The following is a 13,977-nucleotide window of genomic DNA, read 5'->3' as shown; positions in this document are numbered from 1 at the left end:
CCCCCGACGCTCAGCCGGTGTTCTCGACGATCGGCGGAATCTGCACGACGGTTGGGCCGGTTGCGCCGGATTCGATAATGTCGAACACCGCCTCCAGCATTTTGGGTACGTCCTGGCGGACCATCTCGATATGGTCGCCGAGCATGGCGACGAAGGGATCCCAGTCGAAGCATCCGAGCTGGGGCACACGGTCGGCGTAGCGGCCGGAACGGCGGATCCAGCGCATCACGCCTTCCAGCGAAATCGTCGAGTTGACGAACATGCCGCGCGGCAGGTCGCTTGTCTGTTCGGCCAGTTGCTTCATGGCATTTTCGGCCTTTTCGGGGGCGTAGCCGCAGGTGAGCACAAGTGTCTCGTCGATGGCGACACCCGCCTCGGCATGGGCATCACGAAACCCCCGCACGCGTTCCAGCGTGTTGTGATCCGTGCCGCGACCGCCGACGAAGAGGAGGGGGGTCTTCTGGCCGTACTCCTTCTCGCAATTGGCGAGGACGCGGCGTGTCAGCTCCAGTGCGCCGCCATAGTTGTCGGAGATGACGGAGGGAGCGCGGGCGCCGGGCAGGTCGAGATTGATGGTTCTGACACCGGCGGCGGCGCAAAGCGCCATGACGCGGTCCGGATCGGTGGCGCCGGTCGCGATCAGGCAATCGACCTGATAGGACAGCATGGCGCGCGCCGCTTCCAGCTCAAGCGCCGGATCGCGCCTCGTGCAGGTGATGATCGGAAAGAGGCCGCGCTCGCGCGCCAGCGTCTCGAACTGTTCGACGATCGAGCCGAAATAGCGGTTGTCGTACTTCGGAACGATCATGCCGATGATCTTCGAGCGGTCCCGGCGCAGCACGCTCGCCTGCATGTTGAGCGCATAGCCCTGTTCCTCGGCGAGCTTGGTGATCTTTTCGGCGAGCCTTGCGCTGATGCGGCGCTTCTTCCAGTTGCCGTTCAACACGGCGCTGACGGCGCTGGCAGAGGTGCCCGCCAGCTCCGCCAGATCGTAGATGGTCGTCCTTTTCGTCTGCGTCGTCCGGTTCACATTTCATCTCCGTTTCGCGGTCACCTTGACACCAATGGGGATTGGTGGCAATTCTTGCTTCATCGATTGAGCACACGTGCTCAATCGATGAAGTCGCCTAAACAGCAAGGCCGACCCAAGGGAGGAGTCAGACGGAACACCGACGAGTCGGGCGTCGTGGCGCAAGCCGCGACGAGGCCCGCCTGCGCGCCGATCGGAGCGCGGGGAGCTGTCGAGACCGTCGCCTTTGGAGGCTTGAGGTCGCCGGCGAACACGAACTGAAAATCAACCGTGGAGGAACCCAATGAAGACGCTTTCCCATCTGCTCGCATCGACCGGCATCGTCCTGTCGCTCGGCAGCGCCGCCTTTGCCCAGGAAAATGCGACCGTCGCCTTCCTGATGCCCGACCAGGCTTCGACCCGTTACGAGCAGCACGACTATCCTGGCTTCAAGGCCGAGATGGAAAAGCTTTGCCCGAGCTGTACGGTGATCTACCAGAACGCCAATGCGGACGTCGCCCTCCAGCAGCAGCAGTTCAACTCGGTGATCGCGCAGGGTGCCAAGGTCATCGTGCTCGACCCGGTTGATTCCGCCGCGGCCGCCGCCCTCGTCGAGATCGCCCAGTCGCAGGACGTCAAGGTCATTGCCTATGACCGCCCGATCCCGGACAAGCCGGCCGACTACTACGTCTCCTTCGACAACCAGGGCATCGGCCAGGCCATCGCGCAGTCGCTCGTCGACCACCTGAAGGCCAAGGGCGTTCCCGACGGTGCCGGCGTGCTGCAGATCAACGGCTCGCCGACCGATGCGGCCGCCGGCCTCATCCGCGACGGCATCGACTCCGCGCTCGACGCCTCGCCCTACAAGACGCTCGCCGAATTCGACACGCCGGATTGGGCGCCGCCGAAGGCACAGGAATGGGCCGCCGGCCAGATCACCCGCTTCGGCGACGACATCAAGGGTATCGTCGCGGCGAACGACGGCACGGGCGGTGGCGCGATCGCAGCGCTGAAGGCCGCCGGCGTCAAGGAAATGCCGCCGGTCACCGGCAACGACGCGACGATCGCTGCGCTCCAGCTCATCATCTCGGGCGACCAGTACAACACGATCTCGAAGCCCTCCGAAATCGTGGCGGCCGCTGCGGCAAACGTCGCCGTCAAGCTTTTGAAGGGCGAAACGCCGGAAGCGACCCAGAAGCTCTACGAGACGCCCTCGCAGCTTTTCGTGCCGGCAGTGGTGACGGCAGAGAACATCAAGGCTGAGATCTTCGACAAGGGCATCAACAAGCCGGAGGAGATCTGCACCGGCGAGTATGTTGAAGGTTGCCGCAAACTCGGCATCATCCAGTAGACGTTGCCCATCGTGTCCGGCCGCATCATGCGGCCGGACATCTCGATCCGTCGAAAAGGACAGTCCAAAGGTTCCAGGGGCCATGACAGCCACGCTTCAAAACATCCCCGCCAAGGGGGAAACGGTGCTGCGCCTTAGCGGCATATCCAAGAATTTCGGGGCCGTGTCCGCATTGACGGATATCGATCTGGACGTGAAGGCCGGCGAAGTCGTCGCCCTCGTCGGCGACAACGGCGCCGGCAAGTCGACGCTGGTCAAGGTGCTCGCCGGGGTGCATCAGGCATCCTCCGGCACGATCGAATTCTGCGGCCAGCAGGTGACGCTCGACAGCCCCGCCAAGGCGCTCGACCTTGGCATTGCCACCGTCTTCCAGGATCTCGCGCTCTGCGAAAACCTCGACGTCGTGGCGAACCTGTTCCTGGGCCATGAAATGTCGCCCTGGGCGCTGGACGAAGTCGCAATGGAAGTCCGCGCCTGGACGCTCCTGCGCGAACTCGCGGCGCGCATTCCCTCCGTCCGCGAGCCGATCGCTTCGCTCTCCGGTGGCCAGCGGCAGACCGTCGCCATCGCGCGCTCGTTGCTGCTCAATCCCAGGCTCATCATGCTGGACGAGCCGACGGCGGCCCTCGGCGTCGCGCAGACGGCCGAGGTGCTGAACCTCATCGAGCGCGTGCGCGACCGCGGTCTCGGCGTCATCATCATCAGCCACAACATGGAAGACGTGCGCGCCGTTGCCGACCGTGTCGTCGTGCTCCGGCTCGGACGCAACAACGGCATCTTCACGCCGGACGCCTCCAGCCAGGAGCTCGTCTCCGCCATCACGGGTGCGACGGACAACTCCGTCTCGCGCCGCCTCGACCGCAAGGCAGGCCACGTCCAGGAAAGCACCGGGGGAGCCGCATGAGCCAGAACCCTTCCAATAACGCCCAGCCGACGCTGGATCGCAGCGACGAGCGCGTGCGCCATGACGACAGCCTTGCCGCGATGGCGAAGGGCTTCGTCGACCGCGTGCGCTCCGGCGACCTCGGCATGCTGCCGGTCGCCGTCGGCCTCGTCGTCATCTCCATTGTATTCTCGGCGCTCAACCCCATCTTCCTCGCGCCCAACAACCTGGTGAACCTGCTGTTCGATTGCGCCACGGTCGGCGTCATCTCGCTCGGCATCGTCTGCGTGCTGGTGCTCGGCGAAATCGATCTCTCCGTCGGCTCGATGAGCGGGCTTGCCTCGGCCATGGTGGGCGTCATCTGGGTCAACATGGGCTGGCCGGTCGCAGGCGCCATCATCGCAGCGCTGGTGGTCGGCGCGGGCGTCGGGCTGCTGTACGCCACGCTCTACAACCGCCTCGGCATGCCGAGCTTCGTCGCAACGCTCGCCGGCCTGCTCGCCCTGCTCGGGCTGCAGCTCTACATCCTCGGGCCGACCGGGTCGATCAACCTGCCCTATGCCTCGCCGCTGGTGCGCTTCGGCCAGATCCTGATCATGCCCGACTGGCTATCCTACGCGCTGGCGCTCGTGCCGGGTCTCGTCATGATCGGCAGGGGATTGCGCACCCGGAGCCAGCGTCTTTCGGCAAACCTTTCCGCCCAGCCGATGCGGGCGCTGATCCTCAAGGCCGTCGTGCTGACGGTCGCGCTGGAAGCCGCCGTCTTCTATCTCAATCTCGGTCGCGGCATTCCCTGGATGTTCGCGCTGTTCGTCGCGCTTGCGGTGATCCTCAACTACGCGCTGACGCGCACCAAGTGGGGCCGCTCCATGTTCGCCGTCGGCGGCAACAAGGAGGCAGCGCGCCGCTCCGGCATCAATGTCCGCCGCATCTACATGAGCGCCTTCATGCTGTGCTCGACGCTTGCGGCGCTTGGCGGCATCCTCTCGGCCTCGCGCCTTGCCTCGTCCAGCCAGCAGGCCGGCACGGGCGACGTCAACCTCAACGCGATCGCGGCTGCGGTCATCGGCGGCACCAGCCTCTTCGGCGGACGCGGCAGCGCCTATTCGGCCCTGCTCGGCATCATCGTCATCCAGGCGATCTCGAACGGCCTGACGCTGCTCAACCTCTCGTCCTCGCTGCGCTACATGATCACCGGCGGCGTCCTCGCCATCGCGGTTATCGTCGATTCGCTTGCCCGTCGCTCCCGTGTCAGCCACGGCCGCGCCTAACAATACTGGAATGGAGTTTTAGATCATGGCTGACCTCATGAAGGGCAAGATTGCCGCCATCACCGGTGCCGCATCCGGTATCGGCCTCGAATGCGCCCGGACCCTCCTTGCCGAAGGTGCGAAGGTGGTGCTCGTCGACCGCGCGCAGGACAAGCTGGAACAGCTCTGCAAGGAGCTGGGGCCCAATGCCCTGCCGCTCGTCGTCGACCTGCTGAAGCCATCCGATGTTTCCGGCATGCTGCCGCGCATCCTCGAGATCGCCGGAGGGCTGGACGTCTTTCACGCCAATGCCGGCGCCTATATCGGCGGGCCGGTGGCGGAGGGCGATCCGGATGCCTGGGATCGCATGCTGAACCTCAACATCAACGCGGCGTTCCGCTCGGTCCATGCGGTCCTGCCCTACATGATCGAGAAGAAGAGGGGCGACATCCTGTTCACCAGCTCGATCGCCGGCGTCGTTCCCGTCGTCTGGGAACCGATCTACACGGCCTCGAAATTCGCGGTGCAGGCCTTCGTGCACTCGACGCGTCGCCAGGTGGCGCAACATGGCGTGCGCGTCGGCGCGGTCCTGCCGGGGCCGGTCGTGACGGCGCTGCTCGACGACTGGCCGAAGGAGAAGATGGACGAGGCGCTGGCCAACGGCAGCCTGATGCAGCCGAAGGAGGTTGCCGATGCCGTGCTCTTCATGCTGACGCGGCCGCGCAACGTCACCGTCCGTGACCTCGTGATCCTGCCGAACAGCGTCGACCTCTGAAGCGAAAACCGCGGGTGGCATGACGCCGCCCGCCAGCACCAATCCTGATTGCAGGCGGTAGAACCATGACCACCCCTTCCTCCGCACGTCCCGCGGGCGGCGAACGCTACCTGATCGGCGTCGATGTCGGCACCGGTAGCGCCAGAGCCGGCCTCTTCGACCTCACCGGCCGCATGCTCGCCTCCGGCAAGCGCGACATTTCCGTGTTTCGCGAGCCGGGCGCAATGGTCGAGCAGTCGAGTACGGAAATCTGGACCGCCGTTTGTGCTTCGGTGCGCGAGGCCGTCGAGAAGGCAGGCGTTTCGCCCGAGAAGATCACCGGCATCGGCTTCGACGCTACCTGCTCTTTGGTCGTGCTCGGCGAGGATGGCGCGTCGCTGCCCGTCGGGCCATCCGAGGATCCGCAGCGCGACATCATCGTCTGGATGGACCACCGCGCGGTAGATCAGGTGGAGCGCATCAACGCGCTGGGGCATGAGGTGCTGCGCTATGTCGGCGGCCGCATATCTCCGGAGATGGAGACGCCCAAGCTTCTGTGGCTCAAGGAAAGCCGTCCGCAGGTCTTCGACGCGGCATGGCAGTTCTTCGATCTCGCAGATTTCCTGACCTGGCGGGCGACCGGCGATCTTGCGCGCTCCACCTGCACGGTCACCTGCAAATGGACCTATCTGGCGCACGAGAAGCGCTGGGATCCGAGCTATTTCCACGAGATCGGCCTCGGCACTCTGGCGGACGAGGATTTTGCCCGCATCGGCCAGCGCGTTGTCGAGCCCGGCACGCCGCTCGGCAGCGGTCTGATAGCGCGCGCGGCGTCCGACCTCGGCCTTGTCGTCGGCACGCCGGTCGCAGCCGGCATGATCGATGCCCATGCCGGCGGGATCGGCACGGTGGGCGTAGATGGATCGCCGGAAAGCAATCTCGGTTATGTCTTCGGCACATCCTCCTGCACGATGACCTCGACCCGCGAACCGGTGTTCGTGCCCGGCGTCTGGGGTCCGTATTTTTCGGCCATGGTGCCGGGCATGTGGCTCAACGAGGGCGGTCAGTCGGCGGCGGGTGCCGCCATCGATCAGCTTCTGTCGTTCCATCCCGCTGCCGGCGAGGCGGCGGCGTTGGCGAAGGAGCGTGGCCTGTCCCTGCCGGTGCTGCTGGCGGACCTGGCTGCGGAGAAGGCGAAGACGCTCTCCGGCGTGGCAAGGCTCGCGGATGGCCTGCATGTCGTTCCGGAATTCCTCGGCAACCGCGCGCCCTTTGCCGATCCGCATGCCCGCGCGGCCATCGTCGGCCTCGGCATGGAGCGTGATCTCGACAATCTCGTTGCGCTCTACATTGCCGGCCTCTGCGGCATCGGCTACGGCCTGCGCCAGATCATCGAAACGCAGGCGGCGGCCGGCGCGCCGATCGACAAGATCGTCATCAGCGGTGGCGCCGGCCAGCTTGATCTGGTGCGGCAGCTTCTCGCCGATGCAACGGGCAAGCAACTCATGGCAACGAAGGCGGAGGAACCCGTCCTGCTCGGCGCCGCCATTCTCGGCAGCGTCGCCGCCGGTGCCTTCCCGGATGTCGGCTCGGCGATGGCGGCCCTTTCGGCGACCGATCGCACTTACCAGCCGGCCGGCGGTGCAACGGCCGCCCTCCATGCCAAGCGATATGATGCCTTCACAAGGCTTCAGGCACTGGCTCGCGAAATCCGCTAGCGGGGAAAGGGGCTCAGGTCCTCGCAGACGCGGTTTCTTCCGCCAGGGCATCCATGATCGACAGGAATTTCTTCTGCAGGTCGGTGGGCAACCAGTCGGAACGGGTGATCGTGCCCAGGATGCGCGTCGGGCTGGGGAGCGGGAAGGGGACGACCGCCAGAAGTCCGAGCTGATCCTCGAACACGATCTGATCGCGGGAAAGAAGGGTCAGCCGGTCGCCGGAGATCAGGAGATCGCGGGTCAGCGCCATCGAGCTCGTCTCGACGACGGTCGAAGGCGGTATCGCAAAACTCTGGAAAAGCGAATCGACCGCGACGCGTCTCGGCGTGTCCTGGCGAGGCAGTATCCACTCGTACTTGACCAGATCATCCTCCCGGACCTGCTTCAGGCCGCAGAGGGGATGATCCTTCCGGGCAACGAGGCAGTAGGGGTCCGGAAACAACGGGCTTTCGCACACGTCCCCGGTCAGCGGGTTTGGTCGCAGGGTGCCGATGATGATATCGATCATGCCCGTCTGCAGCCAGTTGAGCAGTGCCTCGAAGGGACTTTCGACGATCCTCGCCTTCATCCTGGGAAATTCGCGGGATAACTGGCCCAGGGCCTGCGAAACCAGCAACGATGCGCCGAGCGGGAGAATTCCGATGACGATCGTGCCATGGCTCTCGCCCTTGATCGCGGCGAGTTCCTCCATTCCGTATTGAACCTCTTTCATCGCCAGCCGCAGTTCGCGGGCGAGTTCGTGTCCTGCCCGCGTCGTCGCCTTGCCGCGTGGCGTTCGCGAAAACAGCGTCCGCCGCAGGATCGTTTCGATATCGCGTGCATGCCTGTTCAGCGCCGGCTGGGAAATGCCGAGTGCGGTCGCCGCTGCGGAATAGGAGCCGTGCTCGTCGATCGCGAGCAGCGCGGAGATCTGCACGGAGGTGACGTTGCCCGGCATCGGCTCGCCGGTTCCCCTGGCTGCCCGGTTGATCTCGGCGGCATTGACCAGGGCCAGTTCGATGCGTCTCAGCGCGCGGGCAACGCGAATGCGGAACGTCTCGCCTTCGCGGGTGAGGAAGCTGCCGTTCGCGCGACGATGGAAGAGCGTCGTGCCGAGCGTCGCTTCGAGGTGGGCGATCGACTGGCTGACCGCCGATTGGGAGAGGTTCAGCCGGTCTGCGGCACGGCTGATGCCTTGATGCTCCGCAGCCGCTCCGAAGGCGCGCAACTGGCGAATATTTGGTTCCGACGAGGGCATCGCTCAAATCCTGGGTGTAACCAAAACTTATAACTGTGGTCGACCATTTAATTTTGCAAGCCCACCTTTTTCGTCCACATTTCCCGACGAGGAGCGGCAGCCTGGCTGCGCAAATCGCCGTTCGTGGGCTTTGAGGAGGGCCACAATGGCGGGTTGAGAGATCATCCTAGGATCGAATGAAAAATGGAGGCACATGCCTCCGGTCAAATTATCTATCGGGAGGAACGATATGAAAACTGATGGCCTGAACATCTCGCGCAGAAATATCTTGCGTCTCGGCGGCGGCATCATGGCGCTGGCAACGGCCGCGCCTTTTTCGGAGCTGATGGCCGCGCAGGCGAAGCTTCCCGACCTGCCCTATACGGTCAATATCGTCAACACGAGTTCCAACGCCACCCTGGTCCAGCAGGCATTGCTCGATCAACTCGGTTACCTCCAGGAATTCAACGTAAACACGACGACGACGAATGTGGGGGACGGCACGAAGCTGATGGGCAGCCTGATCAGCACGCAGAGCGACATCTGCCTCCTGTCCGGTTTTTCACAGGTCCTGCCGGCCATCGAAAAAGGCGCGGAGCTCAAGATCGTTGCCGCTGCCAACCAGCTCATTGCGCAGGCGCTCTACAGCAGCAATCCCGAGATCAAGACGGTGGCGGACCTGAAAGGCAAGACGATCGGGACCGGGGCGCTTGGCGCGCTGCTGCACCAGATGGTTGTGGCCCTCTTGCGCAAGCATGGCGTCGATCCGACCGAGGTGCAGTTCGTCAACATCGGCAGCAGTGCTGCGGTCTTCAAGTCGGTGGTGGCCGGCAAGGTGGATGCGGGTCCTGCCATGACGGACGTCTACGACCAGCAGGAGAAATACGGCGTGCATGCGGTCGCCGATTTCTGGTCGGACCTTCCCGAGTATCCCTACCAGGGATCCTATGCCTCGCAGACGGCAATCGACGAGAAGCGCGAGGGCCTGATCCGCGTCCTGGCGGCCTACTGCAAGATGTACCGTTTCATGATGGACGACCCGAATGCCGAGGAAGCGTTCATGCAGGCCTACAAGACCGCAATCGGCGCTTCCGACGAGGCGCAGGGCCGAATGATGATCAAGTTCACCCGCGAGAACAAGACCTACAGCCGCGACCTGATCCTGACCGAAAAGCAGATCGACTACATGCAGGATCTGAACCTCGAGTTCGAGATTCAGAAGGAGAAGCTGCCTTTCGACACGGTCGTCGACCTTTCTCTCGCGAAGGAAGCAACCAAACTGCTTGAGGCAAATTGATGAGCATTCCCACACTTTCCATGGCCGTCGCCACTTATGGATGCACGGCGGCAGTCAAGAGCGGCGAAATTCCCGTCGATGGCGTCACCATAAACCAGATCGAGGTCTCCCCGATCATCGCTGCCTTCCGCCGCATGGTCCGGGATCTCGCGTTCGACATCTGCGAACTGGCGCCGACGACCTACGTCATCGCCAAGGCGGCGGGCGTGCCGATAACGGCACTGCCGATCTTTCTCAGCCGCCGCTTCCATCATTCCGGTTTCCAGGTGCGGGAAGATGCCGGCATCGCGACGCCGAAGGACCTGGAAGGCAAGAAGGTCGGTGTGCGGGCCTATTCGGTGACCACCGGTGTGTGGACGCGCGGCGTGCTGATGAACGAATACGGCGTCGATAACGACAAGATCCAGTGGATCGTCGACGACGAGGAACACGTCACCTCCCTCAAGCTGCCTGCCAACGTCACCCATGCGCCGGACGGAAAGTCCCTGGCCGCGATGATGGCAAGCGGCGAGATCCAGGCAGGTTTTGCCAGCCGTGCCGGTATCGGCCGCTCCGGCGCTCCGACCGCCGGCTGGGAAGCGGCAAACAAGGATACGCCGGTCTATCGGGAGCTTTTCGACAACGCCCTGGAGCTTGAGGCTGCGTGGTATCGCAGGACCGGCATCTATCCTGTCCATGGCTGCATCGTCGTACGCAACGACGTGCTCGGCAGATATCCGTTCCTGGCCGCCTCCCTGTTCGATGCGTTCGAGCAGGCCAAGCAGCAATGGCTGGAGAAACTGCAGGGCGGCGCCACCGACGTGCCCGATTACGACAAGTATGCCGACATCATGCCGTTCGTGGGTGACGACCCGTTGTCGAATGGACTGGAAGCCAATCGTGCAACGATCGAGGCACTGGTGACCTATGCCTTCCAGCAGAAGCTCATTCCGCGCCGCGTGCCGATCGAGGAGCTTTTTGTCGACGTTCGCAAGGCGCGCGCCGCCTGAGGCGGCACGATCAGCATCACAGACATTTCAGGAAAGTTGAAACAATGCGTCCCCACGTCATTGATATCCATCCCCATATCATCTCGACGGACACCGCGCGGTATCCGCGGGCGCCGCTCGGCGGGCATCAGTCGGACTGGTCGGCTCAGCGTCCGGTATCCTGGGAACGGCTTCTGGCCGACATGGCCGAGGCCGGTGTCGACAAGGCCGCCATCGTCCAAGCGTCCACTTGCTACGGCCATGACAACGGCTATGTCATCGACGCTGTCGCTGCCCGGCCGGACAAGTTCACCGCCGTCGGATCGGTCGACATCCTCGCCGACGACGCCGTGCAGAAAATCGATGCGTGGATGGCCAAAGGATTGACGGGGCTGCGGTTGTTTACGACGGGCAGCACCATGCCCGGGCAGGCGACGTGGTTCACCGATCCGAAGACCTATCCCGCCTGGGCCCATGCGGAGCAGATCGGCGTTCCGGTCTGCATGCAGATGACCCAGGACGGCATCGACGACCTGCAGGCCATCATCAAGCGCTTTCCGAAGATCCGCATCGTCCTCGATCACCTCGCCCGGCCCGATCTTTCGGGCGGCAAGGTTTTCCCCAATACGGCGCGGCTGTTCGAACTGGCGGAAAATCCGAACATCTACTTCAAGCTGACGGTTCGTGCCCTGGAGGCGCTGGAGAAGGCGAATGCGGCGGCATCCGACTTCTTTCCTCTGCTGGTGTCACGCGTCGGCGCGTCGCAGATCGCCTGGGGCTCGAACCATCCGGCATCGCCCGGTGGGCTGAAATCGCTTTTCGACCGCGCCAGGGCGGCCCTTTCCGACGTGAGCTCCGAAGACCAGGCCTGGATATTCGGCGGCACCGCGCAGCGGATCTACCCGGCGCTTGCCGATGTTTCCCGGGCGGAGGCGCGTCATGGCTGACACGATTTTGACCGACAGCGTCCACATCGCGCTCGGCGACTATCCGATCACCGCGCCGATCAAGAAGAACGCCGCGGTCGAGACCGGCGGGCGTTTCCAGTTCGAGGACATCGTGCCGATCACCAAGGCGTTCAAGCCGATGGTCAGGCGAGGCGCCTACGATATTTCGGAAATGGCGATCGTGACCTACGTGCAGGCGCGCGCCTACAACAAGCCGATCTGGCTTCTGCCGGTAGCTCTCCTGGCGCGCTTCCAGCACAGGACCATCGTCTGCAATTCCGACTATTCGAGGCTCCGGCCGAAAGACCTCGAAGGCAAGACGGTGGGTGTCCGCTCCTACTCGCAGACGACGGTCATGTGGGCGCGCGGAATCCTTTCCGCCGAGTATGGCGTCGACCTGAGCAAGATCGACTGGGTGACGTTCGAGGATGGGCACCTTGCGGAATACTCCGCCCCGTCGAATGCACGCCGCGCACCCGAGGGCCGCAAGGTTGCCGAAATGTTGCAGGCGGGCGAGATCGATGCGGGTATCATGGGCAACGACCTGCCGAAGGACGATCCCCGGCTGATCACCGTGATCGAGGATCCCAAAGGCGATGCCGGGCTGGGCTACCGGCGCAACAAGGTCATTCCGATCAATCACATGGTCGTCGCGTCGCAGGACATGATCGAGCGGCGGCCCGACCTCGTCCGGCAATTCTTCGACATGCTCGTGGCGAGCAAGGCGGCCGGCAACGGCACGATCGAGGCCGGGGTCGATATCAATCCCATCGGCATCGACGCCCTGCGTCACTCGCTGGAAACGGTCATCGACCATTGCCTGGAACAGAAGCTGATCGATCGCCGTCTCTCCGTAGACGAACTGTTTCACGATAAAACAAGGGAACTCGGAACATGAACCAGATAGTTCTGAAAGAGGATGTGATGACCGCCAACCCTGCCCGGAAGGTCAAGCTCGGCGTCTCCGGAATCAACAAGACGTTCCGTATTCGCAATGCCAACGGGCAACCCAGTTCGCTCCTGCCCGTCCTGCGCGACATCAGATTCGACGTCTACGAGAATGAAGTCGTCTCGCTGATCGGCGAAAGCGGTTGTGGCAAGACGACGTTGCTCCGGACGATCCAGGGGCTTGTCCGTCACGATTCCGGGACCATCAGCGTCGATGGCAAGGAGGTCAAGGGTGCCGGCCGTGACCGCGGCTTCGTGTTCCAGCAGCCGAGCCTCCTGCCATGGCGAACGGCCCGGGAAAATGTCGAATTCGGGCTGGAGCTCCAGGGCATGGCGGCGGGCGAACGGGCGGAGCGCGCCAAGAGGCTGCTTGCCCTCGTCGGCCTCGGGCATGCTGCTGAACAGTTCCCGCATCAGCTCTCCGGCGGCATGCAGCAACGCATCGGCCTCGCGCGGGCCTTGGCCATCGATCCGACGATCCTGCTGATGGACGAGCCCTTCAGCGCCCTCGACGCACAGACACGGGAGGTTCTCCAGAAGGAGTTGCTGCGCATCCAGGCGGAGACGCGCAAGACCATCCTCTTTGTGACCCACGATCTCGATGAGGCGATCTACCTGTCGAACCGGATCATCGTCCTGGGGGCAAAGCCGGGCAGGGTGAAGGAGGTCATCACGTTGCCTTTCTCCGGCGAGCGACCGGAATTGCCGGTCATGCGCGGCGATCCTGAATTCCAGGCAATCCGCACGCGCATATGGGACCTGATCCGCAGCACGCCTGCGAACAGCTGACGAAATCAAACGGGAGGATTGAATAGATGACCAGCACCACATTCATAGGCGCGGCCGACGATCTCATCGAGGATCTCGAGCCCGCCGCGCCGGTGAAGCGCTACTGGCTTGTCCGGCTTGTGTCGATCGTCGCCGTACTGGCGATCTGGGAGGTTGCAGGGCGGCAGGTCAACCCCTTGTTCATGGCCTATCCCAGCGACATCGTCCATGCAGCCTACCGGATGATCGCCAGCGGCGAACTGCTGGCCGCCTTTCTGGACAGCATGAAGACACTGACGCTCGGCTTCATTCTTGCCAGCATCGCAGGCGTCGTTCTCGGATTGCTGATCGGTCGCTACCGGTATGTCGATGCGGCGACGGACTGGCTGGTGAACGCGCTCTATGCGACGCCGCTGGTTGCAATCACCCCGCTCGTCATCCTCTGGTTCGGCCTCGGCTTTCCCGCAAAGCTGTTCATCGTCTTCATCCTGGCGGTGTTCCCGGTCCTCATCAACACGGCAAGCGGCGTCCGCAACGTGGCAGGCCAACTCATCGATGTCGGCACCGCGTTCGCCGCCACCGAGCGCCAGATTTTCGGCAAGATCATCCTGCCGGCGGCACTTCCCTTCATGATGACGGGCATTCGCCTCGGCATCGGCCGGGCCATCATCGGCATGGTCGTGGCAGAGTTCTTTACCGCGATCAACGGCCTCGGCGCCCTGATCATCAAGTACGGCAACCAGTTCGAGACGGCCGCGATGTTCGTGCCGATCCTCTGCCTGATGCTGATGGGCGTCGTCTACACCACGATCGCTCTTCGCTTTGAACACTGGGTCGCGCCGTGGCGCTTCACGGACGACGAGTAAGC

General features: G+C 63.6%; 13 protein-coding genes. 11 read left to right on the top strand and 2 right to left on the bottom strand.

Annotated features, from left to right (window positions below):
- Positions 1 to 10 precede the first annotated feature (10 nt).
- Positions 11 to 1,030 carry a substrate-binding domain-containing protein gene (locus GGQ64_RS13965; protein ID WP_183805224.1) on the bottom strand — a complete coding sequence of 340 codons (1,020 nt, stop codon included), beginning with the start codon at positions 1,028 to 1,030 and terminating at the stop codon, positions 11 to 13.
- A 283-nt stretch (positions 1,031 to 1,313) separates the two neighbouring features.
- Here GGQ64_RS13965 and GGQ64_RS13960 point away from each other — a divergent pair, with 283 nt between their 5' ends.
- From GGQ64_RS13960 to GGQ64_RS13940, 5 genes are all read left to right on the top strand, one after another.
- Positions 1,314 to 2,360 carry an ABC transporter substrate-binding protein gene (locus GGQ64_RS13960; RefSeq protein ID WP_183805222.1) on the top strand — a complete coding sequence of 349 codons (1,047 nt, stop codon included), beginning with the start codon at positions 1,314 to 1,316 and terminating at the stop codon, positions 2,358 to 2,360.
- Positions 2,361 to 2,442: 82 nt separating this feature from the next.
- Entirely contained in the window at positions 2,443 to 3,264 is an 822-nt protein-coding gene (locus GGQ64_RS13955; RefSeq protein ID WP_183805220.1) for an ATP-binding cassette domain-containing protein, read from the top strand.
- The gene (locus tag GGQ64_RS13950; protein ID WP_183805218.1) at positions 3,261 to 4,514 is read left to right on the top strand and encodes a sugar ABC transporter permease; all 1,254 of its coding nucleotides are present in this window, start codon (positions 3,261 to 3,263) and stop codon (positions 4,512 to 4,514) included. Before GGQ64_RS13955 ends, GGQ64_RS13950 begins: the two co-directional genes overlap by 4 nt.
- Before the next feature lie 25 nt (positions 4,515 to 4,539).
- Positions 4,540 to 5,268 (top strand): SDR family oxidoreductase, encoded by a 729-nt coding sequence (locus tag GGQ64_RS13945; RefSeq protein ID WP_183805216.1) that lies wholly within the window; start codon positions 4,540 to 4,542, stop codon positions 5,266 to 5,268.
- 65 nt (positions 5,269 to 5,333) lie between these two features.
- Positions 5,334 to 6,965, top strand: coding sequence for an FGGY-family carbohydrate kinase (locus GGQ64_RS13940; RefSeq protein WP_183805214.1), 1,632 nt, complete (start codon positions 5,334 to 5,336; stop codon positions 6,963 to 6,965).
- 13 nt (positions 6,966 to 6,978) lie between these two features.
- On the opposite strand, the gene GGQ64_RS13935 is transcribed toward GGQ64_RS13940, so the two are convergent.
- A complete protein-coding gene (locus GGQ64_RS13935; protein WP_183805212.1) occupies positions 6,979 to 8,202 on the bottom strand; it encodes a LysR family transcriptional regulator in 1,224 nt (407 codons plus the stop codon).
- Between the two features lie 229 nt (positions 8,203 to 8,431).
- Between GGQ64_RS13935 and GGQ64_RS13930 the strand changes: the two genes are divergently transcribed.
- From GGQ64_RS13930 to GGQ64_RS13905, 6 genes are read left to right on the top strand one after another with little or no spacing between them, the layout of a single operon-like run.
- Positions 8,432 to 9,478: an ABC transporter substrate-binding protein gene (locus tag GGQ64_RS13930; protein ID WP_183805210.1), complete on the top strand. Its 1,047-nt coding sequence runs from the start codon at positions 8,432 to 8,434 to the stop codon at positions 9,476 to 9,478.
- Complete coding sequence (locus GGQ64_RS13925; RefSeq protein ID WP_183805208.1) at positions 9,478 to 10,467, top strand: ABC transporter substrate-binding protein; 990 nt, start codon at positions 9,478 to 9,480, stop codon at positions 10,465 to 10,467. The genes GGQ64_RS13930 and GGQ64_RS13925 overlap by 1 nt, the downstream gene beginning before the upstream one ends.
- A gap of 44 nt (positions 10,468 to 10,511) precedes the next feature.
- Positions 10,512 to 11,393, top strand: a complete 882-nt coding sequence (locus GGQ64_RS13920; RefSeq protein ID WP_183805206.1) for an amidohydrolase family protein — start codon at positions 10,512 to 10,514, stop codon at positions 11,391 to 11,393.
- Entirely contained in the window at positions 11,386 to 12,291 is a 906-nt protein-coding gene (locus GGQ64_RS13915) for a substrate-binding domain-containing protein (protein ID WP_183805204.1), read from the top strand. Before GGQ64_RS13920 ends, GGQ64_RS13915 begins: the two co-directional genes overlap by 8 nt.
- Positions 12,288 to 13,130: an ABC transporter ATP-binding protein gene (locus tag GGQ64_RS13910; protein WP_246422632.1), complete on the top strand. Its 843-nt coding sequence runs from the start codon at positions 12,288 to 12,290 to the stop codon at positions 13,128 to 13,130. Before GGQ64_RS13915 ends, GGQ64_RS13910 begins: the two co-directional genes overlap by 4 nt.
- A gap of 26 nt (positions 13,131 to 13,156) precedes the next feature.
- The gene (locus GGQ64_RS13905) at positions 13,157 to 13,975 is read left to right on the top strand and encodes an ABC transporter permease (RefSeq protein WP_183805202.1); all 819 of its coding nucleotides are present in this window, start codon (positions 13,157 to 13,159) and stop codon (positions 13,973 to 13,975) included.
- Positions 13,976 to 13,977 lie beyond the last annotated feature (2 nt).

Origin of the sequence: Mycoplana azooxidifex (assembly GCF_014196765.1) — a bacterium.
In the GTDB taxonomy this organism is placed as follows: Bacteria; Pseudomonadota; Alphaproteobacteria; order Rhizobiales; family Rhizobiaceae; genus Mycoplana; species Mycoplana azooxidifex.
This window is presented reverse-complemented; position numbering and strand designations above follow the sequence as displayed.

Excerpts from the sequence above, each read along its gene's own strand:
- GGQ64_RS13960 (WP_183805222.1), top strand. The coding sequence starts at position 1,314 with ATGAAGACGCTTTCCCATCTGCTCGCATCGACCGGCATCGTCCTGTCG.
- GGQ64_RS13955 (WP_183805220.1), top strand. The coding sequence starts at position 2,443 with ATGACAGCCACGCTTCAAAACATCCCCGCCAAGGGGGAAACGGTGCTG.
- GGQ64_RS13950 (WP_183805218.1), top strand. The coding sequence starts at position 3,261 with ATGAGCCAGAACCCTTCCAATAACGCCCAGCCGACGCTGGATCGCAGC.
- GGQ64_RS13945 (WP_183805216.1), top strand. The coding sequence starts at position 4,540 with ATGGCTGACCTCATGAAGGGCAAGATTGCCGCCATCACCGGTGCCGCA.
- GGQ64_RS13940 (WP_183805214.1), top strand. The coding sequence starts at position 5,334 with ATGACCACCCCTTCCTCCGCACGTCCCGCGGGCGGCGAACGCTACCTG.
- GGQ64_RS13935 (WP_183805212.1), bottom strand. The coding sequence starts at position 8,202 with ATGCCCTCGTCGGAACCAAATATTCGCCAGTTGCGCGCCTTCGGAGCG.
- GGQ64_RS13930 (WP_183805210.1), top strand. The coding sequence starts at position 8,432 with ATGAAAACTGATGGCCTGAACATCTCGCGCAGAAATATCTTGCGTCTC.
- GGQ64_RS13925 (WP_183805208.1), top strand. The coding sequence starts at position 9,478 with ATGAGCATTCCCACACTTTCCATGGCCGTCGCCACTTATGGATGCACG.
- GGQ64_RS13920 (WP_183805206.1), top strand. The coding sequence starts at position 10,512 with ATGCGTCCCCACGTCATTGATATCCATCCCCATATCATCTCGACGGAC.
- GGQ64_RS13915 (WP_183805204.1), top strand. The coding sequence starts at position 11,386 with ATGGCTGACACGATTTTGACCGACAGCGTCCACATCGCGCTCGGCGAC.
- GGQ64_RS13910 (WP_246422632.1), top strand. The coding sequence starts at position 12,288 with ATGAACCAGATAGTTCTGAAAGAGGATGTGATGACCGCCAACCCTGCC.
- GGQ64_RS13905 (WP_183805202.1), top strand. The coding sequence starts at position 13,157 with ATGACCAGCACCACATTCATAGGCGCGGCCGACGATCTCATCGAGGAT.